Consider the following 21,258-nt stretch of genomic DNA (forward strand, 5'->3'; position numbering starts at 1 on the left):
ATGTATGAACTACGAATTGCTTCTGATTACCCCAATAGTTATTGGTTTGAATACCAGCACCCTGACATATCTGGAAGTGCTTTCTCGCAATGTAAATCAATTGAAATTAACGAGGGGTATTTTTTTAAATTAAAATCTAAGGTGAGTGAGAAGGCACTGCTTGCATATGATTTTTATTATAGTGATGGGCCTATATTCATATCACCCAGACTAGCATCACTAATTTCTTGCCACGATGTTTTTCGGACTGATGTTCAACTTATTGACGCAACTGTATCTATAAATGAAACCCAATATCAAGGGTATAAAATAATTAATATACTAAGAGAGGTTTCATGCATTGATATGGAAGCTTCAGAAAGTCAACCTATATTAAGTTATTTACCTCATGGTCCAAGGAAGTTTAGTAAAATAGTCTTCAAAGAAAATGTTATTGAAGATTTTAGTATGGCAAGATGTAGTGAATATAAATCTTGCATAATTATTTCAAATGAATTTAAAGAGTTCCTTTCTAAGAGTAATGTGAAAGGAATAGATTTTGCAGACCCTATTTATTAATGTGAGTATGATTTAAATTAGCCAAAATGGTCCGGGGAAATATTTTCCCGGATTATAATAATTCATTTAAATTAAAGTTCAATGGGATATATTATTTTATCATTAACTACTTGCTTTGCAAAGTATAAAAAATAAACCTCAAAGATTGTGCGTTTGAGACAATGGTGGATGAGATTGAAAAAGCATTTAAACAACTTATTGTCATTTGCAATAAATACTCGCTGTCAGGGAGTTTCAGAACCGTCAATGATCTGGACAATGCCTTCCCGTCCAACTTACCTCGTTCGACAGAGGTGGAATTTTTATATGAAAATTATAATCCTGAAAAATTAAAGATTGAAACAGGCTTCGCGCCAATTAAGCTTCACTCAGTCAGTGAGCTCTTAAAGGCTCAAAATGGTTATGAGTACTTACTAAAAAATTACCTTGTTATTGGTGATGATTTAGGTGGAGGTAAACCTATAATTGCGGTTGTCGATGAAGGGAATACCCCTATTTATGCAAGTTATGATGTAATTGAACCATTTAAAATAGCTTGTAGTCTCTCTGGATTTATATTTTCATTGGCTGAGCTTATTGATTTGGTATATGGTCAATATGATATCTTTGATATAGCAGATGATAATGACGAAGTAAAAGATGATTTTATTGATGAGTTGCGGAAAAGAATTGTGCCTCTTATCGGTAATGAAAGTTTTAATGCGTTTTATAATTATTTTTATGGGTAAATTGTTTTCGTTCAAAAGAGAGTCAGCGATAATATTATTTTTTTTCAAAGGGGTGCTCTCTCTGATTCTTACAGATATTTTATGCAAGAATTAAAATGGTTATGCTGTGTATTTATTTAATTGAATTAATCATCATGAATGAAAGGAGAGGGATTCTATGCAGACTACGCGAGTAATGGGAGAAGGATATGAACCTTACGTTGAGCAATTAGGCGACAAACTGATTTATTCATTACCTGTTGAATCTGGATTTGTCAGCTTTTATTTTGAGTTTGATATTCGTCAGACCGATCTTGACGTCCTGCTGTCCGATCATTACCGGCGGGCCGTCATGGAAGTGACCGCACACACTCTGCTTCAGCACTCGACGTTGAAGGGACACAAACGATTTACTCAGAACGATTTTGATAACCTTATTGCCACTACCCTTCATGCATCGCAAGAGCATCTTAGCGCATTCATTTCTCAGATTAATCGGGAGCACAATATTTCGATTGAACATTATGTGAATGACATAGTGAATAGACGCATAACTAAAGGATGAAAAGACCGATTCCAGATAAAATCAATATTCATCTTAGAATCACGCTGTAACTACAACTCTTTTCAACCTCTTACTTCCCTAAGAGGCCAAATCGATTTCGTGATAACTGGCGAATGCTGCGAGGTACATCATCAGAGCAAAGGATTTTCACGGATTGTGAAACACATCAGCCGTTTCGCTATGCCGGGCTATAAGCTGACGGTGAATCTGGACCGTACTATAACCTGTTTCGCTGCTATGACCTACAGGGCGGTCGGTTTATTGTACAGGATCAGTTTTGGTTGAATGGTGGTTGAAACCTTTATCATTATGCGGCTAATCCGTGGGGATGGATTGAGCTGCTGGGTCTTGCCATCGATCCAATCGCTAAGCTTAGTGAGCGTGGATACAGTACTGTTGATCAAATCCCTACAGGTGGGTTGGATTATTCGGGAAGTAATGACTTGTATAATAAAGCTGGCATTAATCCTGTTGTTTCTATTGAATATACCGGAGATTATTTGCAAGATTTCCATGTTGGAAATATAGAGGCTGGATTGAATCAAAAAACTACGCCAAGTGTTTATGTCTGGCACCATCTTGATGATTATAATCCTGAAACTAACAAAGGGACTATGCAGTTGGTTAAACAAAGTGCTCATCAGGGAATTTCGCATACTGGTGGCGTTAGTCAGTACAAGGCTGCCACTGGAAATGCCTATACTCATCCAGCTAGAAACCGTGCCCGCAGAACCGTTGGAGGAAAATGCTAATGTATCTTACTGATTCAGAAAATAAACTGACTGTAGACGAAATAAACGCGTTCAATGCGTACTTTGATCACCATCTTCCCGCATCATTTCTTGATTTTTATCTTAAAAATAATGGTGGGTATCCTCATGATAATGAAGAGGGTAATCCTTTTATGCTTGGCGGTTTTAACCCTATAAAATATGGTGACCTGCCAATTGAGCAACTCTATCATGATCTTATCGAGTCGTTTGGCGAGTTAAAGAATATGGTTCCTTTTGCTTATGATGACGGTGGGAACACTTTTCTATTATCTCTCAAATCTGATGATTCATTAGGGAAGGTGTTTATTTTTCTGATGGATGATAAAGAGGTTGAGTTGGTCGCTGATTCGTTCTCGGAATTTTAGAAGAATTATTTGCATGAAAGTAAAGAGGCTGTTTCTAAAATTATCGGTGGTGAGGTTGTCTTTTTGAAAGCTCAAAGTCAGAGTCTGGCTTAAATATTTAAGTTCAGTCATTAATTTAAGAGTTTCTAGATTTATAACCCGGATGATGCCGGCTTTATTAATAGGGTATGGTAACTATTAAATTTTCATATCCGATAACAGCTTTGCCTCAAAGAACTGATGCATAACCTAATATTATTTATGGTTATGCAGAGCCGTTTCGTGCAGAGGGCACAATTGTTGAGCCAACTTCAACGGCGAACAGAATAGCTGCGTCACTTTTTTACTTAACACCTGGTTGAATTCCATCCTAATCAATTCCCCACAAATGTCCCTACCGGCACTCCAAAACGCTTCGCCAGCTCGCGCATATGCTCCAGCGTTAATGTCGGGGTCGTGCTCGACAGTGGGCATTACCTCGACGGAATTCTTTTTAATAAGCGCCGATTAAATAGCGCGCTTCATCATCACGTAATCGCCAAAGATAACATCTGGCTCCCAGCCATCGTTTTTATAAAACGCAAAGGCAGGCACATTTTTTTGATAAACACCCAGCTTCAGCGTTTTAATATTTAACGCATTGGCTGCCTGATAAAGTTGCGCCATTATACGTTTAGCCAGGTGTTGTCGGCGATATGACGGAGCAATAGCAATCGTTAACTCAGGACCCGAAATCCCAGGTTTGTCCCCTTCGGGGAAATTCCTGAGCCAGGCAGCCCCTGCTGGAGTTCCGTCTGTGAATTCCGCAATAATACCCACCTCGCCCGCCTCAGGGAAATTTTCTATATATGCATATGAATGGGGAAAATTTTCAATATTATCTATGTCAAATGTTTGTTCAGAGGCTATCGTTGCCTCATAAAGCATCTGCACCATAAAAGGGCGATCTTCTGCTGTAATTAATCTAAATCTAAAATCCATTATCAGTATCTTCCATAACGTATTGTACACAATTGGCTTAAGGCGCAAACGATACATGCCATCTGTGATGAGCTCAACGTATAAGAAGGTTATTTACAATCAGCTGGCGGTTTGAGACCAAATGGCATTAGCGTTGCTGATTAACGCTGTAACGTTTTCGTTAGCATCTCACTCCAGCCCTTCAATATTCGACTTAACTGCCTTCAGCGTTCTTTTACGGATCCAGCCGCTGCCTGCCCGAATGACCAGCCAGTAAGCTGTCATTTTTAGCTGAGTGCTTCTGTCGGGACAATAAACAAAGGTTTCCGTGGAGAGCTCATGATGGCCTGGTGCGCGTTCCGTTACCTGATAGCGCAGCAGCAGCTTTGCTTTACCCGCAGCGACTGGCGTCTGAAAAGCGCTGGCATCTGGCATGTTTTCAAGGTTGAAATCTGTACGCCAGAATTGTCCTCTTAACCCGTAACAGATCTCTGACGCTGATTGGGTCAAAAGGGTAAAACTGTGCAACCCAAAGTTGCTCATCGACCCGGCCTGTTTATTCCGTAATAATTTTTTCGGTATTTGCCGCAAAGACATTAACCGCCGAATCACGGCATCCTGACGGATGTCAAAGTTTGCAATCAACGGCAGAATATTTTCAGGGTGGGAAGTGTGGATGACCGTTTGGTGTTTTTCATGAAACTGGAACTGGGGGAGAAAAGCGGGAACATCCTGCCAGTTAGCAAGCGCTTTGCGGGTAACGAATCCTGGGTTCAGCATCTCTTATCCTTGTCATTCCTTGAGTTCAGCCAGAGCAACAGATGGTGTGCCGTAGACAATTACCAGGAAAAGGGAGTGGGGAAAGCGTTACGATGTCATCATTAATTCCCTGTCACCTTAACCTGCTTTCGCTCAATTCCCCACAAACGCACTCACTGGCAATCCAAAACGCTTCGCCAGCGCGCGCATATGATCCAGCGTTAACGTGCGCTGTCCGTTGAGGATCCGACTCACCAAAGACTTCTTGCCAATCTCATTCTCAAAGTCGCTCTGAGTGAGTTGGTACTGATCCATCAGCGTTCTCAGCAGTGCAACTCCAGATGGAATGCTGGCAAAGCGCGCGTTAAATTCTGCAAACTCCGCAGACTCGTTTTTGTATTTATCGATTTTGGCGGTGAGCAATTCTACCAGCGGGCTATCGGGGTCATGCTCAATTAGATACTCCACAAGTGTCAGCGCATCCTCATAATCTTGTCGCGACGGGCTTGATCCCAGGAAAGGGAGCTCGTTTGTCAGATCATTTGCCGCTTTGATGGCTGCTGCATAATTCATTCTTTCGTTCTGCGGTAGAGGTCCGTGAGCTTGTCACACTCTGCGTGTGTGCTGATGTGTTTGATGACGATCTTTCCCCGCTCAAAATCAGCAAAAACATTATCCGTAAAGGCCAGCCACCTATATCGATGACCTGCCCGTTTTCCCGATACTTCATCCTGTCCAGGTTGGAGAAGCGCTTTCGCATATAGTCTGGTGTCGGTAGTGCTCCATTTTTAGTACCCGATAAAGATCGTTTGCGGCGACTGCTTGATTTGGAAATTGTCTGGTGGCGTGAGTACAAACACAGTATGAGGTGACTGTGAAAGATATGCCCGCTTTGTGCCAGAAGCGGACAAGTCCATATCTGTATGTTAAATCCTCTAATGCATCAGAAAGTGAATGTTAAACGGATGCGTTCACTTCTGAGTGTCTTAACCACTCATTCACTGATATCGAATACAGAAGGCTTGGAGGTGCATCTTTAACATCATGAATCTCTTTGACATATTTTAACCCCGACTTCTGGAGCACTTTCTGTGACGCCATATGATTCTCTCGAACAACAGCTGAAATCTCGGTTAATTTAATACTATCAAATCCAAATTTTATCGCGTATAGGGCAAATTCTGTGGCCAGGCCTTTACCCCAAGCCTCTGTAGATAAGCGATATCCAAGATTATTGATAACAATATCGTCATAATTACGAATCCCCAGCCCGCCAAAACCGATAATTTGATCAGGATTAGTAAGAAGTGAAATTGCCCAGTTTCCAAACCCATGAGCTTGCCAATGGTCGAGCCAGCGATTCATAACCATTTGTGCATGACCAATGTCCGGATATGGTCCCGCAGGATTAAACGTGTTAGTAGCGGGATCACCGTAAATTTTGAATAGATCGTTTACATCTGATGAGATTACAGGCCGAAGGTACAATCGATTTGTTTGAATTATCAACTTTATCTCCTAACGAATCATGCCATCAATATGCTTTATTAGATGGATCCTTTTGATTTAAGCACACTTTACGTGGGAGTAACTGGCGAATACATTGACAGTTATATCCGCTCCTCGCTCTTATCAGACATTCAACAAACAAAATTGCATTTTGCGTAAGGACGACATCCTGTTTTTCATCAAGCAGAACCCGGCCCTTCATCACCTGCCTCAGTGCGCCGTAATATAAGGCTCTTTCACAAACTCCGCCAGCAGCCAGACCATATCATGCAGTAGCCCTGTGAGTTCTTTCGCCACGTTCGCAGGCAACGTCCCACCCATAACCGCCAGCGTTAACGCCACGGCATAGTCCACCTGTAGCGTCGTCTCCTGCCAGCAGTCCGGCACGCAGGAGTTAATCTTTTCTCCCGCAATCAACTGTTCAACGAGATACGTTGGAAGTTCAGCTTCACAGCATTCCCGTAGTTGCTTAAGCGCAGCCAGCAATCGCTTACAGAGCGTGGCAAACGTTACCGAGTCGTCAGTTTCAACAAGCACGCTCACATAGGCGGCACAAGCATCTGCCAGTGCGAAAAGATCCACAGAATCGGGAATTGGGTTATTGATGAGATGATGAACAACACTTTCTTCAGAAAGCGCATAAGAAAATCCAGGGGTAGTCGCCATTTAGCATCCTCTATGTGCAAAAAAACGTCATGTTATGCTAACGGGTTCCTACGCCCGGTTACGGATGTGCCGCAACGCAGGCACTTTACGACCGTGAAGAAGGGATGAAAAGGGGATGCCCATGAATTACATAAGGTTGCTTGCAGGTTTGCGAGGCGGCTTCCAGAAGGGCATTGCCGGGTGGCGGCTACGCCTTACCCGGCCTACAAAACCAAAAACCAAAATACCCCACCCCGACACGAACCGTAGGCCCGTGCAAGCGCAGCGCCGCCGGGCACAGCCGCGCTGCCGCTACCCCTCACTCATCATCGTCAAAAACCGCTTCACCGTCCGCGAACGCTCAAACCGACGCCAGCAGAGCGCGATATCGGTATAAAGTTCCGGTGAGTTCAACGCATGATAGGTGACATTCGGTGGAGAAATGGCCGCCATCGATTTTGGCACCAGCGCGAATCCGCCGCCCGCGGAAACCATGCTCAGCGAAGATGAAAGCTGTGACGCCTGCAGCGCGTGCTGCACGTCGATTCCGGCCCGCTCGCAGTAGCTGTAAACCCTGTCATACAATCCCGGCGCGACCTCCTGCGGGAACAGCACCACCGGTGTATCCCGCAGCTGCTCTAAGGCCAGCGAATCGCTCTCCGCCAGCGGATGGTCGCGATGCAGCGCCACCACCATCGGCTCGCGGTCGAGAATTTTGATTTCAAACATCTTGCTGCTTTCGCACGGCAGGCGCACGAAGGCGATATCCAGTTCACCGTCCGCCAGCATCGTCGTCAGCGACGACATATTCGCTTCTACCTGATGAACCTGCACCGCCATGTTCTGCACCTGAAACTGACGGATTAGCGCGAAAATCTGAGGATGAAAAGCGTCGGAGCTGGTGATGCCTATCGACAGGCTGCCGTTCAGTCCGCGCGCGATGCCGCGCGCTTTCTCCAGCGCGGCGTCGCTCAGCGCCAGGATCTTACAGGCGTCCTCATAGAAGGCTTCTCCCGCCTCGGTCAGCTCTACGCCTCGCGTCAGACGCCTGAACAGCGGGGTGCCCACTTCCTCTTCGAGCCGTTTGATCTGCTGACTCAGAGGTGGCTGTGAAATGCCCAGCGCTTTGGCTGCTTTGGTGAAGTGTCGCTCGCGTGCAACCGCGACAAAATACCGCAGATAACGAAGTTCCATATCTAAAACGTCTCAAACCAGCATGGTTTCTATATTGGAACTCTCTGCTGAATCGGGTCAACATTTATTTAACCTTTCTAAATAAAGTTGAAGAGGACGAGCATGATGATGCATTCATCTGCCTGCGACTGTGAGGCCAGCTTGTGCGAGACCCTGCGTGGGTTCTCCGCCCAGCATCCTGACAGCGTGATCTATCAAACATCGCTAATGAGCGCCCTGCTAAGCGGCGTATACGAAGGTGAGACCACCATCGCCGATCTGCTGGCACACGGTGATTTTGGCCTGGGTACGTTCAACGAACTGGATGGCGAAATGATTGCCTTCAGCAGCCAGGTATACCAGCTGCGTGCCGACGGCAGCGCCCGGGCCGCGAAGCCGGAGCAGAAAACGCCGTTCGCGGTGATGACCTGGTTTCAACCGCAGTACCGTAAAACCTTTGATACGCCGGTCAGCCGTCAGCAGATCCACGATGTGATCGACCAGCAAATCCCGTCCGATAACCTGTTCTGTGCGTTGCGTATCGACGGTAATTTCCGCCACGCCCACACCCGCACCGTACCGCGCCAGACGCCGCCGTACCGGGCGATGACCGACGTGCTGGATGACCAGCCGGTGTTCCGCTTCAACCAGCGCGAGGGCGTGCTGGTCGGGTTCCGCACCCCGCAGCATATGCAGGGCATTAACGTGGCCGGTTATCACGAGCATTTTATTACTGACGACCGTCAGGGCGGGGGACACCTGCTCGACTATCAGCTTGAGAGCGGTGTGCTCACCTTCGGCGAAATTCACAAGCTCATGATTGACCTGCCCGCCGACAGCGCATTTTTACAGGCCAACCTTCACCCCAGCAATCTGGATGCAGCGATCCGTTCCGTCGAAAACTAACAGGAGAACTACCGTGAACAGTGAGAAACAGTCACGTCAGTGGGCGCATGGCGCCGATATGGTTGTCGGCCAGCTGGAAGCGCAGGGCGTGAAGCAGGTGTTCGGGATCCCGGGGGCGAAAATCGACAAAGTGTTTGACTCCCTGCTGGACTCCTCCATCGAGATCATTCCCGTGCGTCACGAAGCGAATGCGGCGTTTATGGCGGCAGCGGTAGGGCGGTTGACCGGTAAAGCCGGGGTGGCGCTGGTGACTTCCGGTCCCGGCTGTTCCAATCTGATCACCGGCATTGCCACCGCCAACAGCGAGGGCGACCCGGTGGTCGCCCTGGGCGGGGCGGTCAAACGCGCGGATAAAGCGAAGCTGGTGCACCAGAGCATGGACACCGTCGCTATGTTCAGCCCGGTGACCAAATATGCCGTCGAAGTCAGCTCGCCGGACGCGATTGCCGAGGTGGTATCGAACGCGTTTCGCGCTGCCGAGCACGGCAGGCCGGGGGGCGCGTTCGTCAGCCTGCCGCAGGATATCGTCGACCAGCCTGCGACGGGGGCGATTTTACCCACCAGCGGTGCGGCGCTGATGGGCCCGGCACCGGAGTCTGCGATTAACGACGTGGCGAAGCTTATCGAAAACGCTAAAAACCCGGTCATTTTACTTGGCCTGATGGCCAGCCAGCCCGCGAACAGCGATGCCCTGCGTAAGCTGCTGGAGAAAAGCCGTATCCCTGTCACCAGCACCTATCAGGCCGCCGGGGCGGTGAACCAGGAGAACTTTACCCGCTTTGCCGGACGCGTCGGCCTGTTCAATAACCAGGCGGGCGACCGACTACTGCATCTGGCGGATCTGATTATCTGCATCGGCTACAGCCCGGTGGAGTACGAGCCGTCTATGTGGAACAGCGGCGACGCCACGCTGGTGCACATTGACGTGCTGCCTGCCTATGAAGAGCGTAACTACGTGCCGGATCTTGAGCTGGTGGGGGATATCGCCGGAACGCTGAACCTGCTTGCCAGCCGGATCGAGCATAAGCTGGAGCTGAGCCAGCGCGCCTCTGAAATCCTGGTCGATCGTCAGCATCAGCGGGATCTGCTCGATCGTCGCGGCGCCTCGCTCAACCAGTTTGCTCTGCACCCGCTGCGCATCGTGCGCGCCATGCAGGACATCGTCAATAACGACGTGACCCTGACCGTCGATATGGGCAGCTTCCACATCTGGATCGCCCGCTACCTTTACAGCTTCCGCGCGCGTCAGGTAATGATCTCCAACGGCCAGCAAACCATGGGCGTTGCTCTGCCGTGGGCGATTGGTGCCTGGCTGGTGAATCCGGGCCGCAAGGTGGTATCGGTCTCCGGTGACGGTGGCTTCCTGCAGTCGAGCATGGAGCTGGAAACCGCGGTGCGCCTCAACGCCAACGTGCTGCACATCATCTGGGTGGATAACGCCTACAACATGGTGGCGATCCAGGAAGAGAAAAAATACCAGCGCCTTTCCGGCGTCGAGTTCGGCCCGGTCGATTTCAAAGTCTATGCCGATGCCTTCGGCGCGAAAGGCTTTGCCGTGGAGAGTGCTGAAGCGCTCGAACCGACGCTGCGCGCGGCGATGGATGTCGATGGCCCGGCCGTGGTGGCCATTCCCGTCGACTACAGCGATAACCCGCTGCTGATGGGCCAGCTCCATCTCAGCCAGATTTTGTGACTCAATATAAGGACAGAGAAATGCAAAAAGTTGCTCTCGTAACCGGCTCAGGCCAGGGGATTGGTAAAGCGATTGCGCTGCGCCTGGTGAAGGATGGCTTTGCCGTTGCCATTGCCGACTATAACGATGAGACGGCAAGAGCCGTCGCCGATGAAATCATCCGCAACGGCGGCAAGGCTGTCGCCGTGAAGGTGGATGTCTCTGACCGCGAGCAGGTGTTTGCGGCGGTGGAAAAAGCGCGCACCGCGCTGGGCGGTTTTAACGTCATCGTTAATAACGCCGGGATTGCGCCGTCCACGCCTATCGAATCCATCACGCCAGAGATTGTCGACAAGGTCTACAACATCAACGTGAAAGGGGTGATCTGGGGTATTCAGGCTGCCATCGACGCGTTCCGCAAAGAGGGGCACGGCGGGAAGATCATCAACGCCTGCTCCCAGGCAGGCCACACCGGCAACCCGGAACTGGCCGTGTACAGCTCCAGCAAGTTCGCGGTTCGCGGCTTAACCCAGACCGCAGCGCGAGACCTTGCTCCGCTGGGCATCACCGTTAACGCCTATTGCCCGGGCATCGTCAAAACGCCGATGTGGGCGGAAATCGACCGTCAGGTCTCCGAGGCGGCGGGCAAACCGCTTGGCTACGGGACGGAAACTTTTGCCAAACGCATCACGCTGGGTCGTTTGTCCGAGCCGGAAGATGTCGCCGCCTGCGTTTCATACCTCGCCGGGCCGGATTCTGATTACATGACCGGGCAATCCTTATTGATTGATGGTGGGATGGTGTTCAACTAAATACTAATAAGCTCTGACATGAGTTTTCCCCTGCCCCCGTGCAGGGGCTTTTTTTTGTCTCCTTAGCCATTGTGCATTACACTGCGCGCTGCAAAACTTTAGTCATTACGATCTGACAGGCGGTAACAGCGATGAACGGAACAATCACAACGTGGTTTAAAGATAAAGGCTTTGGATTTATCAAAGATGAAAACGGCGATAACCGCTATTTTCATGTGATTAAGGTCGCCAACCCTGATCTGATTAAGAAAGATGCGGCGGTGACGTTCGAGCCGACGACGAATAATAAAGGCCTTTCCGCCTATGCGGTGAAGGTGATCCCCGAGAGTAAACACCTCTATATTGCGGGCGAGCGCGTGAAGCTCACCTCGATCAAATCCTTCGTGGTGTTCAGCGAAGAAGAGCCGGTTGAAACCAAAATCGACAAAGAAAACGCGGTGCTGTCGGTGGGGCTGCTGATGAACAGCATTAAACCGAAATCCGAGGTAAAATCGGGTGAAATGCGCACCGTGAAGAAGCTGGCGATCACGACCTTCCAGAACACGACGCTGATCTTTACCGAAGATGAAATTGACATTGACGCTACGGTCAAGCTGCTGAAGTGATTTGTTGCCGGGTGGCGGCGATGCCTTACCCGGCCTACGAAAAACCCTCAACGCGGCACGAAACGTAGGCCCGGTAAGCATCGCGCCACCGGGCACAGCCGCACCCGTTTACCCCATCCTGTGCTCGCCCCGTAACATCGCCTCCCGATCAAACACCTTCTGGATCTCCCCGTGTGCCATAAATGCCGCCCGGTCGGACATATGGGCAATCACGTCCGCATCGTGGCTCACCAGCAGATAGGTCATGTCGTGGGCGGCTTTCAGGCGGTTGAGCAGGTTCAGAATTTCCGCCTGCACGGACATATCCAGTGCCGAGGTCGGTTCATCCAGCAGCAGAAGCTGCGGGCGCAACAGCAGCGCACGGGCAATCGCCACGCGCTGACGCTGGCCGCCGGAAAGCTGGTGCGGATAACGTTTCCCCGCATCGGCAGACAGGCCCACCTGTTTAAGCGCATCCGCCACCTTTTCCGCAATCTGCGTTTCGCCATGAATGTTCAACGGCTCCGACAGCGTGCGTGCAATGGTGTGGTTCGGGTGCAATGACGCCCACGGATCCTGAAACACCATCTGCACGTTGCGACGCAGCGTGCCTTGAAAACGTCGCCCGGGCGTTAACGTCTCTCCCAGTAGCGTAATGTTCCCGCGCCACTCGCGCTGCAGCCCCGCCAGCACGCGCAGAAGGGTCGATTTCCCGCAGCCGGATTCCCCGATCAGGCTGAAGGTTTCGCCTTTCGCGATGGTAAAGCTGGCGGCAGAGACCGCCGTCTTTTCCCCGAAGGTGACCTGAACCTGGTTAACCTCAACGAGCGCCATCGTTCGCCTCCTTCCACGGCTGCGAACGGTCGAGCGTCGGCAGCATCTGCCCAAAGGTATTGGCATTTGGCCTGCAGGTCCACAGGGTGCGCGTATACGGATGCGTTGCCTGAGGGAGTTGGCTTGCCGCCATCTCATCTACCTTTTCGCCCTGATACATCACCAGCACGCGGTCGCAGTGTTCCGCCACCAGCGGCAGGTCATGGCTGATTAACAGCATCGCCATCTGGCGCGCTTCACACTGCTGCACCAGCAGTTCGAGGATCTGGTTGCGCAGGCGAGCGTCCAGCGCTGAGGTCGGTTCGTCGGCAATCAGCACCTGCGGGTTGTTGATGAGCGCAATCGCAATCATCACCCGCTGGCCCATGCCGCCGGAAAGTTCGCCGGGATAACGCTGAAGCACATGTTCGCTCAGTCCGACAGCGCGAATGATGTCGTGAATGCGCGCCACGCGTTCTGAACGGGGCAGGCGGTGATGCAGCGTGAGCGCCTCGTCAAGCTGGGCGGCAACGCTTTTCACCGGATTGAGCGCGTAGCGCGGGTCCTGCAAAACCATCGCAATCCCGTTGCCGCGCAGCGCTTGCCAGCGGCGGGCGTTCAGAGTCAGCAGATCGTTGCCCAGCACGTTAAGTTGCCGGGCGCTCACCATGCCGGGCTTACGTACCAGCCCCATCAGGGCGCGGGCAGACATCGATTTACCCGAGCCGGATTCACCCACCAGCGCCAGACGCTCGTTGCCAAGCGTAAAGCTCAGGTTGTTGACCACGCGTGCGGCGGGGTAGTCGATATTCAGCGCATCGACGATAACGCGGTGTTCAGTCATGTTGCGGCTCCAGTACGTCACGCAGGCCATCGCCTAGCAGGTTAAAGGCCAGGCTGGCAAACAGAATGGCTCCGCCGGGAATGGCGGCGATCCACCACTGGTCGAAAATCACCTGCATGCCGTCAGCAATCATTGCCCCCCATTCAGCCATTGGCGGACGGGCGCCAAGGCCGAGGAAACCGAGTCCGGCGGCGGCCAGAATAATGCCGGCCAGATCCAGCGCCAGCCGCACAATCGCAGACGGCAGACACAGCGGCAGAATATGGCCGACCAGCAGGCGCGGGCCGCGAATTCCCATCATCTCGGCAGCGGCCAGATAATCACTGTGGCGCAGACGCTGAATTTCACTTCGCGCCTGACGTGCATAAGCAGGCCAGGTGGTTAAGGCCAGCGCCAGCGCGCCGTTGACCAGCCCCGGACCCAGCATCGCCACAAACGCGAACGCAAGGATGAGGCGCGGCATCGACATCACCACGTCGGTAAAGCGCATCAGGAGGCGCTCCATCCAGCCGCCGTAGTAGCCGGACAGGATCCCCACCAGCAGCCCGGTGGGCAGGGTAATGACCGTCACTAAGGCCACCAGCCCGAGCGCCGGACGGGTACCGTAAATCAGGCGCGAGAGCAGGTCGCGCCCGTAGCTGTCGGTGCCGAGCCAGTGCTGGCTATTCGGTGCCTGCAGGCGCGAGGCGGCGTCCTGCCAGTTCGGGTCAACCGGTGCAAGCCAGGGGGCGAACAGGGCGATCACTATCAGCAGCACGATGGCAATCAACCCGCAAAAGGCGGCAGGCGAACGGCGCAGGCGACGTATAAAGAGATAAAACGGCATCAGCGCACCCTGGGATCGGTTGCCTGCACAAGCAGGTCGGTAAGGTTATTGATCAGCACAAAACAGATGCCAATCAGCAGCGTGCCGCCCATGACGGCGGTAGTGTCTCCGGCGAACAGGGCGGTGGTGAGGTAGCGTCCGATGCCTGGCCAGGAGAAGACGGTTTCCGTTAATACCGCACCTTCCAGCATGCTGGTGTAGGCCAGCGCAATCACCGTCAGCAGGGTGCTGCGAATGTTCGGCAGCACGTGGCGCAGCAGAATAGTCATCTCCCCGGCCCCCTTGGCGCGAGCGAGCAGGATGTACTCTTTGTTCATTTCGCTCAGACAGGCGGAGCGCGTCAGGCGGGTAATGCTTGCGAGCGAGTAATAGGCCAGCAGCAGCACCGGCAGCACAAGGTGGCTGAGGGCGTTGCGAAACGCCTCGCGATCGCCAGAAAGCCAGGTATCCACCAGCGCAAAGCCGGTGCGTGGTTCTACGGTGAACTGCCAGATGTCATCCAGCCTGCCGGGACCCGAGCTCCACTGCAGCTTCGCGTAGAACAGGGCCAGCATCAGCAGGCCAAGCCAGAAAATCGGCACCGAGTTGCCGAGCAGGGTGAGCGTTCTGAGCGATAAATCAAGCGGCGAACCGGCATAGCGGGCGCACAGCACCCCGGCAATCACGCCGAGCACGGCGCCGATGATTAAGGCCAGCGTAGCCAGTTCGAGCGTGGCGGGAAAAGCGTGCAGCAAGTCCTGCAACACCGGCTGGCCGGTGGCGCTGGCAGTGCCCAGATCACCGTGGGCAAGGTCTTGCAGGTAGTGCCAGAACTGCACGGGCAGGGGGCGATCTAACCCGAGCTGGTGGCGAACCTGATCGTAGGTGGACTGGCTGGCGTGATCGCCGACGATCTGCAGCACGCGATCGACCGGAGAAAATGCCGAGAGCGCAAACGTGACGAGCAGCAGCCCGAAAAGCGTGAGCAGCAGAGTCAGCAGAGCCTGAAGCACGCGGGTGGAAAGATGTGGCATGGGAAATCTCTTCATGCCGGGTGGCGGCTTCGCCTTACCCGGCCTACAAAACCGATAACACAGGCTGGGTAAGCGCAGCGCCACCCGGCAACAAAGGCTACTTCGTGACGCGATCGTACCAGACCATGTCCGCGTTCAAGCCCTGCTGATATCCCTTCACGTTATCGCGCACCACGATCTGGGTTTTGCCCTGATCGACGAACACATACGGCGAGCTATGTTGCAGCTGTTCCTGCATTTTCTTGTACAGATCCAGACGTTTCGCCGGATCCGGCTCGGCAACCGCCGCCAGCGTGGCTTTGTTAAGCTCGGGAATTTTCCAGCTGTTCAGACCGGCTACGGTACTGGATTTGCCATCGTTCCACGCAAAGGCGCTGGCGTTAGAGTGCGCGTCGAAGTAGTCCGGGATCCACAGACGAATCGCCGCCTGATGCTGCTTTGCGCGCACGCGGGCATAGACCTGGCTCCCGGCAGCGGGCAGCAGATCGACCTTCACGCCCCCCTGAGCAAAGCTCGCCTGCATGGACTGGGCGATGGTGATAAACGGCGGCTTGTTCTCCACGTCCAGCGTGAAGTGCGCGTCTTTAATGCCCGCTTTGGCGAGAATTTCTTTCGCCTTAGCCGGGTCAAACGTGAATGGATTCGCTTCCAGCGCGCCCGGCAGACCGACCGGCAGGAAGCTCTGATGCACAAAATACTGGCCTTTCAGCAGGTTTTTGGTAATGCCTTCATAATCAACCAGCCAGCGTGAAGCCTCCCAGAACGCCGGGTTGTTGAGCAGTGGGTTAGCGCTGTTGCCGGTATTAAACACCAGATAATTTTGCTCGGCGGACGGAATGCTCAGCACCTTCACGCCCGGCTTACCCTCCAGGGCGCTAATCTGGTCTGCCCCCAGATCGCGCGCCACGTCGGCATCACCCTGCTGGATCAGCAGGCGGCGGGAAGCCGGATCGGGAACGTTTTTAATGATGATGCTTTTAAGCTTCGGCGCGCCGCCGGGAGCCGATTCGTTGGCTTCCAGCACGATAGCCTGATGCGGCTGATAAACGCGCATTTTGAACGCGCCGCTGCCTGCCGAGTGCATTTTCAGCCAGGCGTTGCCGAAGTCGTTGTCCTTCACGTTCGCCACCACCTGCTTTTCATCGACGATGGAGGCAATCGGCGTGGAGAGAATATTCAGCGCCACCGACGGGCTAACGTCCGCCGTCCAGTGAAGCTGGAGGGTATGGTCATCCACTTTTTTCAGCTGGCTGGCGATGTTGCTCGCGTCCCAGCCCAGCACGTTGAGGATAAACGCCGGGGATTTGTTCAGCGTCACGGCGCGGGTATACGAGAAGATCACGTCTTCCGGGCGCAGCGGGTTTCCGGAAGCGAATTTCGCATCGGGCTTAAGCTTGATGGTCAGGGTTTTTGCTGCCGCGTCGGCTTCCCAGCTTTCCGCCAGAATCGGCGTGATTTTTTCCGGGTTATCGCGGTCCGGCTGCACCAGACGCTGATACAGGCTCGGTACGGTCTGGATGCTGGAGAGCTCGTTGGCTTCGGCCGGGTCGAGGCTTACGATGTCATCAAGCCCCTGAGCAACCACCAGCGTATTCGGCGGAGTAGCGGCGTGGGCTGCGTTTGAGAGCGCGGCCAGCACCAGTAACGGCAACAGTTTTTTTGTCATAGCGATCCCTGAAATAACTCTATTGTGATTGTTTTATGCTCCGCTACGTTAGGTCGACTAAGACATTCCGCAAAGTCGAAATTCAGCTTTGCTTATGCCTTCCGGGAATAACGCATACGCTAAGGCTATTAGAATGCGCTGCTTTTCGTCCGCTTTTTAACCTGCTATAACAAACTCCTTACCTTTCAGGGAGTCACCGCCGTGCCCGAAATCAATCAACATGGTCAAACCGTTAACGATATTGTTCCAGACTGGAAATGCGCCCGGATCTTAACCCGCACCCCACTTACCGGTCAGTATTGCCGACTGGAGCCGCTGGATACCGATCGCCATTCGGCTGATTTATACGAAGCCTACGCGCTGGGTGATGACAGTGACTGGACGTGGCTTGCCAGCACTCAGCCGGAAAGCGTTGAGGCCACTGCGCACTGGGTGCTGGGAAAGGTGATGGATGACGATCTGGTGCCCTTTGCCGTAATCGATTTACGCACTGAACAGGCGGTAGGGCTGGTGAGTTACATGGCGATTGAGCGGTTTCTCGGCTCGGTGGAAATCGGGCATGTCACCTGGTCGCGCAAAATGAAGGGCACGCGTTTGGGTACTGAGGCGGTGTGGCTGCTGCTGAAAAATGCCTTTGAGCATAAGTACCGTCGACTGGAATGGAAATGCGATTCAATGAACATTGCCTCGCGCAATGCGGCGGAGCGGCTGGGTTTTGTCTGGGAAGGTCGCCTGCGTCAGAAACTTGTGCGCAAAGGGCGTAACCGCGACAGCGATATGCTCTCCATTATTGATGGCGAATGGCCGCAAAGAAACGCGGAGCTGTGCGCCTGGCTGGCTGCGGAGAATTTTGACGCAGAAGGGCGGCAGATTCAGCGGCTTGAGGCATTTCGGTTATAAGTCTTGTATGTAGGGTACAGCTGGAACGGATAATTACTCTGAGGAAATGGCAATTTCAATCAGGTTGGTTTCTCCGGACTGGACACCCATGGCGTGACCAGGACCGCTGGCGGTATGCAAATTGATAAAGCCTGTTTTGCCGAGGCTTTGGCATAGCCGCCGGCAATGGCAACCACGCTGCTCTTCTGGAGTGCCAAATATATTTTCTACGTCTTCTCTTTCCAGAAGTTCAAGGAAAATATCGGCACCCGTCCGCATATTTCAATGTGATATAGACGTTAATGATTTAATCATGATGACACCTCATTTAGCGTTATTTAAGGCATGCTAAAATTCTTCCTGCGTCGGACGAACCACAATTTCATTAATATCAACGTCGCCAGGCTGTTCAATGGCAAATAAAACGGCTCGGGCAATGGCGTCAGCCGGAATAGCTTGCTTATAGAATTCGTGCAAAAACGCCAGGCTGTCTTTATCAGAACTGCCGAACTGCAGTTCGCTTTCGACGGCGCCGGGGGAAATAAGCGTCGTGCGGATAGTTTTCCCCGCCTCCTGACGTAACCCTTCGCTCAGGGCGCGAACGGCAAATTTAGTGGCGCTGTAAACGACGCCGCCGGGGGCAAGCACTTTGATACCCGCAACGGAAGCCACGTTAATAAAGTGTCCGCTACCCTGACGCTGGAACACCGGTAACGCCGCGGCAATGCCGTACAGCACGCCCTTCAGGTTAGTATCAATCATCTTGTCCCACTCGTCGGTTTTGCGCTCGCTGATGGGGGCTATCGCCATGTAACCAGCGTTATTGATCAGTACGTCCACGCGCTGGTAGGCCGTCACAGCGGCATCGATGGCGGCCTGAACCTCTTCCTGACGGGTGACATCGGCCTTCACGGCAATCGCCTTGCCGCCCTGCTGGATAATCTGATCCACCAGGGCATTAATCCTGTCGAGGCGGCGCGCCACCAGCACCAGTGAAAAGGGTTTATTCGCTAAATGGAGGGCAATGGCCTGACCGATGCCGCTGCTGGCGCCGGTGATAACGACAACGTTGTTTGCACTGTTATTCATGATCTTATCTCGCTGTTGAGTGATGCAAAAAATAAAAGGCAGGGAGGTGTTAATGAATAATGACAAATTCATTAACGCGGATTTTTGATATATTGTGTATCGGAAATAAAATGATGGCTGTTTAAAACTTAATGGAGTGTGGAAGAGTCTGTCAATATCATATTTTTAATATTTAAACGGATTGCATGCCTAACGTTTATTTCTTATATGTAAGCGAGAATAGTATAAAAAGAAATGGGGTGACGCTGGAGGCCCTGCGAACAAGGCCTAAGGATTAGATTTTGCCACTATAAAGCACCGGGCCTGTTGGCAGGCCAGTGGGCGATCCGCCCTCCGGTTCAAGGCTTATCGCTATCGTGGCGTCAGGAGGAAGCGTTGTGTTCCTGAGGGCCACCGTCGTTGGGATATCGCTATGCAGCAGCCCCAGCGAGACAGGGGCCTGTCCGGTCGGGATCAGCCAAAGCTGCAGGCTGTGCTGCGCCGGGACGGCGGCGGGGCCGAGAGGTGCAATACTCAGCTGCTGACGGCGGCTGTCCGCACTCACTACCCACTGCCCGCGCTGTTGGGCATCGTTGAGCACCATCAGCGGTGCGAGCGCTGGCGTGCGGGTGGAGTACCACGTCACGACGCTAAAGGCGGCAAGGCCGGCGGCCACCATCCAGCCGAGGTAAGGTCGCCAGTTGCGCACCGGCCGGTTGGGCGGCAGTTCGAGGGCAATTTTTTTCCACACCGACTCAGGAGGCGTGATGGGGACGAGGTGGCTATCGAGCGTGCTGAACATCTCCTGCCAGTACGCTACGCGCGCAGCCAGCGCTGGTTCCGCGGCAAGCCTTTTCTGGAACTGAAGCCGCGCGCCTCCCCGTAGGGTGCCGAGGGCATATTCTGCTGCCAGCATGTCGTCGCGTTTTTCTGCGTCATTCATAGCCCCACACACTCCCGAAGATGATCCATTGCGCGACGTATCCAGCTTTTCACTGAGCCTACGGGCTGCTGGAGCCAGTCGGCAATATCGCTGTGAGACATCCCCTGATAGTAGGCGAGCGTAATGCTCTGGCGCTGCTCGCTGCTCAAATGTTCGAGACAGTGCCTGAGCCGTTCTGCCTGTGCATCGTCGTGCCAGCTGTTCTGCTCATCGTTCTCGCCCGGGAGAAGCGCTTCGTTATACGCCGTCTCGCGGTCGGCGGCCCGGGTTTGCCCGCTGCGCAGCCAGTCTATACAGCGGTTGCGAACAATGTGCGTAAGCCAGGTCATCGGGGAACTGAGGGCGGCGTTATAGGTTTCGGCTTTACTCCAGACCGTGAGAAAACAGTCGTGAAGGATCTCTTCTGCCCATGCCCGGTCACGCAACATGCGCAGCGCGACGGCAAACAGATGCGGCGAGGTGAGTCGGTAGAGTTGTTCAAATGCACGGCGATCGCCCTTCGCGATCGCTTGCATTAATTTCTGCTGCTGTTCAGCCAGCGCGTTATCCATGTTTTCCCCGAAAGGCAACGGCACACTTCCGAAGTATAGACAACTACTTAGGCATCAGAACGGTATCAATGACATCGATCACGCCATTTTTTTGATGAACGTCGTAGGTGCTGATGTTTGCTACATTGCCCTGACCATCCTTAAGCTGAATATTGTGCAGGCCGTTGCTCATGATCCACAGCGGCTGACCGTTAACGGTCTTCAGCTCCGCGCGACCGCCACCCTGTTTAATTTTCTGCTCCAGCGCTTTCATATCGTAATTACCGGCAACCACGTGGTAGGTCAGGATGCTGGTTAGCAGGGCTTTGTTTTCGGGTTTGACCAGGTTATCGACCGTGCCAGCGGGCAATTTTGCAAACGCCGCATTGGTCGGCGCAAACACGGTGAACGGTCCTTTGCTCTGCAGCGTATCCACCAGTCCGGCAGCTTTGACAGCGGCCACCAGAGTCGTGTGATCTTTCGAGTTCACGGCGTTTTCAACAATATTTTTGCTCGGGAACATTGCCGCTCCGCCCACCATCACGGTGTCAGACGTCATGGCTGCTGATGCGCCTGCACAGAAAAGTAAAGCGCTGGTTACGAATGCAACACGGGTTAGCTTTTTCATCATCATTCCTCGGATTGGGGAGCAAAGGGGTTGCTCACATACCCATATACGAAGGCAGGGTGGAAACTGGATGCAGGGAAA

25 protein-coding genes and 1 pseudogene are annotated in these 21,258 nt (G+C 52.7%); 10 read left to right on the plus strand and 16 right to left on the minus strand.

The window, feature by feature from the left end; translation table 11 throughout:
* The 5 genes from ACMGGM_RS18930 (at position 1) to ACMGGM_RS18950 (ending at position 2,968) form a co-directional block, all read left to right on the plus strand.
* Entirely contained in the window at positions 1-558 is a 558-nt protein-coding gene (locus ACMGGM_RS18930; protein ID WP_023336864.1) for an imm11 family protein, read from the plus strand.
* A 161-nt stretch (positions 559-719) separates the two neighbouring features.
* On the plus strand, positions 720-1,286 hold the full coding sequence (locus tag ACMGGM_RS18935) for a hypothetical protein (RefSeq protein ID WP_023336865.1): 567 nt from the start codon (positions 720-722) through the stop codon (positions 1,284-1,286).
* Positions 1,287-1,443: 157 nt separating this feature from the next.
* On the plus strand, positions 1,444-1,830 hold the full coding sequence (locus tag ACMGGM_RS18940) for a hypothetical protein (protein WP_014882892.1): 387 nt from the start codon (positions 1,444-1,446) through the stop codon (positions 1,828-1,830).
* A 443-nt stretch (positions 1,831-2,273) separates the two neighbouring features.
* Complete coding sequence (locus ACMGGM_RS18945; protein ID WP_225990829.1) at positions 2,274-2,582, plus strand: HNH endonuclease; 309 nt, start codon at positions 2,274-2,276, stop codon at positions 2,580-2,582.
* Positions 2,582-2,968 carry an SMI1/KNR4 family protein gene (locus ACMGGM_RS18950; RefSeq protein ID WP_014882894.1) on the plus strand — a complete coding sequence of 129 codons (387 nt, stop codon included), beginning with the start codon at positions 2,582-2,584 and terminating at the stop codon, positions 2,966-2,968. Before ACMGGM_RS18945 ends, ACMGGM_RS18950 begins: the two co-directional genes overlap by 1 nt.
* A 486-nt stretch (positions 2,969-3,454) precedes the next feature.
* Here the strand turns inward: ACMGGM_RS18950 and ACMGGM_RS18955 are convergent, their stop codons facing one another.
* The 7 genes and pseudogenes from ACMGGM_RS18955 to ACMGGM_RS18985 all read right to left on the minus strand — a co-directional run bounded on the left by ACMGGM_RS18955 (position 3,455) and on the right by ACMGGM_RS18985 (position 8,014).
* The gene (locus ACMGGM_RS18955; protein WP_213784110.1) at positions 3,455-3,928 is read right to left on the minus strand and encodes a GNAT family N-acetyltransferase; all 474 of its coding nucleotides are present in this window, start codon (positions 3,926-3,928) and stop codon (positions 3,455-3,457) included.
* 168 nt (positions 3,929-4,096) lie between these two features.
* Positions 4,097-4,687 carry a hypothetical protein gene (locus ACMGGM_RS18960; RefSeq protein ID WP_213784109.1) on the minus strand — a complete coding sequence of 197 codons (591 nt, stop codon included), beginning with the start codon at positions 4,685-4,687 and terminating at the stop codon, positions 4,097-4,099.
* A 132-nt stretch (positions 4,688-4,819) separates the two neighbouring features.
* Positions 4,820-5,239 carry a helix-turn-helix domain-containing protein gene (locus ACMGGM_RS18965; protein ID WP_250365978.1) on the minus strand — a complete coding sequence of 140 codons (420 nt, stop codon included), beginning with the start codon at positions 5,237-5,239 and terminating at the stop codon, positions 4,820-4,822.
* Positions 5,236-5,551, minus strand: a pseudogene (locus tag ACMGGM_RS18970) (type II toxin-antitoxin system HigB family toxin). The gene ACMGGM_RS18965 and the pseudogene ACMGGM_RS18970 overlap by 4 nt, the downstream one beginning before the upstream one ends.
* A 72-nt stretch (positions 5,552-5,623) precedes the next feature.
* A complete protein-coding gene (locus ACMGGM_RS18975; RefSeq protein WP_071890814.1) occupies positions 5,624-6,175 on the minus strand; it encodes a GNAT family N-acetyltransferase in 552 nt (183 codons plus the stop codon).
* 210 nt (positions 6,176-6,385) lie between these two features.
* Positions 6,386-6,841, minus strand: coding sequence for a hypothetical protein (locus ACMGGM_RS18980; protein WP_023332323.1), 456 nt, complete (start codon positions 6,839-6,841; stop codon positions 6,386-6,388).
* Positions 6,842-7,132: 291 nt separating this feature from the next.
* Positions 7,133-8,014: a LysR family transcriptional regulator gene (locus tag ACMGGM_RS18985; RefSeq protein ID WP_014882916.1), complete on the minus strand. Its 882-nt coding sequence runs from the start codon at positions 8,012-8,014 to the stop codon at positions 7,133-7,135.
* A gap of 105 nt (positions 8,015-8,119) precedes the next feature.
* On the opposite strand from ACMGGM_RS18985, the gene budA reads away from it, so the two are divergent.
* The 4 genes from budA (at position 8,120) to ACMGGM_RS19005 (ending at position 11,988) form a co-directional block, all read left to right on the plus strand.
* Entirely contained in the window at positions 8,120-8,899 is a 780-nt protein-coding gene (budA, locus tag ACMGGM_RS18990; RefSeq protein WP_014882917.1) for an acetolactate decarboxylase, read from the plus strand.
* 58 nt (positions 8,900-8,957) lie between these two features.
* Positions 8,958-10,592, plus strand: a complete 1,635-nt coding sequence (gene alsS / locus ACMGGM_RS18995; RefSeq protein WP_230278589.1) for an acetolactate synthase AlsS — start codon at positions 8,958-8,960, stop codon at positions 10,590-10,592.
* Between the two features lie 20 nt (positions 10,593-10,612).
* Positions 10,613-11,383, plus strand: coding sequence for a (S)-acetoin forming diacetyl reductase (locus ACMGGM_RS19000; RefSeq protein ID WP_014882919.1), 771 nt, complete (start codon positions 10,613-10,615; stop codon positions 11,381-11,383).
* A gap of 131 nt (positions 11,384-11,514) precedes the next feature.
* Positions 11,515-11,988 (plus strand): cold-shock protein, encoded by a 474-nt coding sequence (locus tag ACMGGM_RS19005; protein WP_014882920.1) that lies wholly within the window; start codon positions 11,515-11,517, stop codon positions 11,986-11,988.
* A gap of 108 nt (positions 11,989-12,096) precedes the next feature.
* On the opposite strand, the gene ACMGGM_RS19010 is transcribed toward ACMGGM_RS19005, so the two are convergent.
* From ACMGGM_RS19010 to ACMGGM_RS19030, 5 genes are all read right to left on the minus strand, one after another.
* A complete protein-coding gene (locus ACMGGM_RS19010; RefSeq protein ID WP_014882921.1) occupies positions 12,097-12,801 on the minus strand; it encodes an ABC transporter ATP-binding protein in 705 nt (234 codons plus the stop codon).
* Positions 12,788-13,624: an ABC transporter ATP-binding protein gene (locus ACMGGM_RS19015; protein WP_248235035.1), complete on the minus strand. Its 837-nt coding sequence runs from the start codon at positions 13,622-13,624 to the stop codon at positions 12,788-12,790. The genes ACMGGM_RS19010 and ACMGGM_RS19015 overlap by 14 nt, the downstream gene beginning before the upstream one ends.
* A complete protein-coding gene (locus ACMGGM_RS19020) occupies positions 13,617-14,450 on the minus strand; it encodes an ABC transporter permease (protein WP_063943403.1) in 834 nt (277 codons plus the stop codon). The genes ACMGGM_RS19015 and ACMGGM_RS19020 overlap by 8 nt, the downstream gene beginning before the upstream one ends.
* Entirely contained in the window at positions 14,450-15,463 is a 1,014-nt protein-coding gene (locus tag ACMGGM_RS19025; protein WP_063943405.1) for an ABC transporter permease, read from the minus strand. Before ACMGGM_RS19025 ends, ACMGGM_RS19020 begins: the two co-directional genes overlap by 1 nt.
* A gap of 97 nt (positions 15,464-15,560) precedes the next feature.
* Complete coding sequence (locus ACMGGM_RS19030) at positions 15,561-17,129, minus strand: ABC transporter substrate-binding protein (RefSeq protein WP_063943407.1); 1,569 nt, start codon at positions 17,127-17,129, stop codon at positions 15,561-15,563.
* A 201-nt stretch (positions 17,130-17,330) separates the two neighbouring features.
* Between ACMGGM_RS19030 and ACMGGM_RS19035 the strand changes: the two genes are divergently transcribed.
* Positions 17,331-18,029, plus strand: a complete 699-nt coding sequence (locus ACMGGM_RS19035) for a GNAT family N-acetyltransferase (protein ID WP_014882926.1) — start codon at positions 17,331-17,333, stop codon at positions 18,027-18,029.
* A gap of 327 nt (positions 18,030-18,356) precedes the next feature.
* Here ACMGGM_RS19035 and ACMGGM_RS19040 read toward each other — a convergent pair whose 3' ends face one another.
* The 4 genes from ACMGGM_RS19040 to ACMGGM_RS19055 form a co-directional block, all read right to left on the minus strand.
* A complete protein-coding gene (locus ACMGGM_RS19040) occupies positions 18,357-19,097 on the minus strand; it encodes an SDR family oxidoreductase (protein WP_045134274.1) in 741 nt (246 codons plus the stop codon).
* Between the two features lie 274 nt (positions 19,098-19,371).
* Positions 19,372-20,019 carry an anti-sigma factor domain-containing protein gene (locus ACMGGM_RS19045; protein WP_045134273.1) on the minus strand — a complete coding sequence of 216 codons (648 nt, stop codon included), beginning with the start codon at positions 20,017-20,019 and terminating at the stop codon, positions 19,372-19,374.
* The gene (locus ACMGGM_RS19050; RefSeq protein ID WP_063614036.1) at positions 20,016-20,570 is read right to left on the minus strand and encodes an RNA polymerase sigma factor; all 555 of its coding nucleotides are present in this window, start codon (positions 20,568-20,570) and stop codon (positions 20,016-20,018) included. Before ACMGGM_RS19050 ends, ACMGGM_RS19045 begins: the two co-directional genes overlap by 4 nt.
* A 43-nt stretch (positions 20,571-20,613) precedes the next feature.
* A complete protein-coding gene (locus ACMGGM_RS19055) occupies positions 20,614-21,177 on the minus strand; it encodes a fasciclin domain-containing protein (RefSeq protein WP_014882930.1) in 564 nt (187 codons plus the stop codon).
* Between the last annotated feature and the right edge of the window lie 81 nt (positions 21,178-21,258).

It is taken from the genome of Enterobacter sp. BNK-14, from assembly GCF_047456095.1.
In the GTDB taxonomy this organism is placed as follows: domain Bacteria; phylum Pseudomonadota; class Gammaproteobacteria; order Enterobacterales; family Enterobacteriaceae; genus Enterobacter; species Enterobacter kobei.

What these genes read in the sequence shown, in the direction of transcription:
- budA (WP_014882917.1), top strand. Translation starts at nt 8,120, where the DNA reads ATGATGCATTCATCTGCCTGCGACTGTGAGGCCAGCTTGTGCGAGACC.
- ACMGGM_RS19030 (WP_063943407.1), bottom strand. Translation starts at nt 17,129, where the DNA reads ATGACAAAAAAACTGTTGCCGTTACTGGTGCTGGCCGCGCTCTCAAAC.
- ACMGGM_RS19015 (WP_248235035.1), bottom strand. Translation starts at nt 13,624, where the DNA reads ATGACTGAACACCGCGTTATCGTCGATGCGCTGAATATCGACTACCCC.
- ACMGGM_RS18985 (WP_014882916.1), bottom strand. Translation starts at nt 8,014, where the DNA reads ATGGAACTTCGTTATCTGCGGTATTTTGTCGCGGTTGCACGCGAGCGA.
- ACMGGM_RS18940 (WP_014882892.1), top strand. Translation starts at nt 1,444, where the DNA reads ATGCAGACTACGCGAGTAATGGGAGAAGGATATGAACCTTACGTTGAG.
- alsS (WP_230278589.1), top strand. Translation starts at nt 8,958, where the DNA reads ATGGTTGTCGGCCAGCTGGAAGCGCAGGGCGTGAAGCAGGTGTTCGGG.
- ACMGGM_RS18960 (WP_213784109.1), bottom strand. Translation starts at nt 4,687, where the DNA reads ATGCTGAACCCAGGATTCGTTACCCGCAAAGCGCTTGCTAACTGGCAG.
- ACMGGM_RS19010 (WP_014882921.1), bottom strand. Translation starts at nt 12,801, where the DNA reads ATGGCGCTCGTTGAGGTTAACCAGGTTCAGGTCACCTTCGGGGAAAAG.
- ACMGGM_RS18955 (WP_213784110.1), bottom strand. Translation starts at nt 3,928, where the DNA reads ATGGATTTTAGATTTAGATTAATTACAGCAGAAGATCGCCCTTTTATG.
- ACMGGM_RS18980 (WP_023332323.1), bottom strand. Translation starts at nt 6,841, where the DNA reads ATGGCGACTACCCCTGGATTTTCTTATGCGCTTTCTGAAGAAAGTGTT.
- ACMGGM_RS19005 (WP_014882920.1), top strand. Translation starts at nt 11,515, where the DNA reads ATGAACGGAACAATCACAACGTGGTTTAAAGATAAAGGCTTTGGATTT.
- ACMGGM_RS19040 (WP_045134274.1), bottom strand. Translation starts at nt 19,097, where the DNA reads ATGAATAACAGTGCAAACAACGTTGTCGTTATCACCGGCGCCAGCAGC.
- ACMGGM_RS19055 (WP_014882930.1), bottom strand. Translation starts at nt 21,177, where the DNA reads ATGAAAAAGCTAACCCGTGTTGCATTCGTAACCAGCGCTTTACTTTTC.
- ACMGGM_RS19025 (WP_063943405.1), bottom strand. Translation starts at nt 15,463, where the DNA reads ATGCCACATCTTTCCACCCGCGTGCTTCAGGCTCTGCTGACTCTGCTG.
- ACMGGM_RS18935 (WP_023336865.1), top strand. Translation starts at nt 720, where the DNA reads ATGGTGGATGAGATTGAAAAAGCATTTAAACAACTTATTGTCATTTGC.
- ACMGGM_RS19020 (WP_063943403.1), bottom strand. Translation starts at nt 14,450, where the DNA reads ATGCCGTTTTATCTCTTTATACGTCGCCTGCGCCGTTCGCCTGCCGCC.
- ACMGGM_RS19000 (WP_014882919.1), top strand. Translation starts at nt 10,613, where the DNA reads ATGCAAAAAGTTGCTCTCGTAACCGGCTCAGGCCAGGGGATTGGTAAA.
- ACMGGM_RS18965 (WP_250365978.1), bottom strand. Translation starts at nt 5,239, where the DNA reads ATGAATTATGCAGCAGCCATCAAAGCGGCAAATGATCTGACAAACGAG.
- ACMGGM_RS18950 (WP_014882894.1), top strand. Translation starts at nt 2,582, where the DNA reads ATGTATCTTACTGATTCAGAAAATAAACTGACTGTAGACGAAATAAAC.
- ACMGGM_RS19050 (WP_063614036.1), bottom strand. Translation starts at nt 20,570, where the DNA reads ATGGATAACGCGCTGGCTGAACAGCAGCAGAAATTAATGCAAGCGATC.
- ACMGGM_RS19045 (WP_045134273.1), bottom strand. Translation starts at nt 20,019, where the DNA reads ATGAATGACGCAGAAAAACGCGACGACATGCTGGCAGCAGAATATGCC.
- ACMGGM_RS18930 (WP_023336864.1), top strand. Translation starts at nt 1, where the DNA reads ATGTATGAACTACGAATTGCTTCTGATTACCCCAATAGTTATTGGTTT.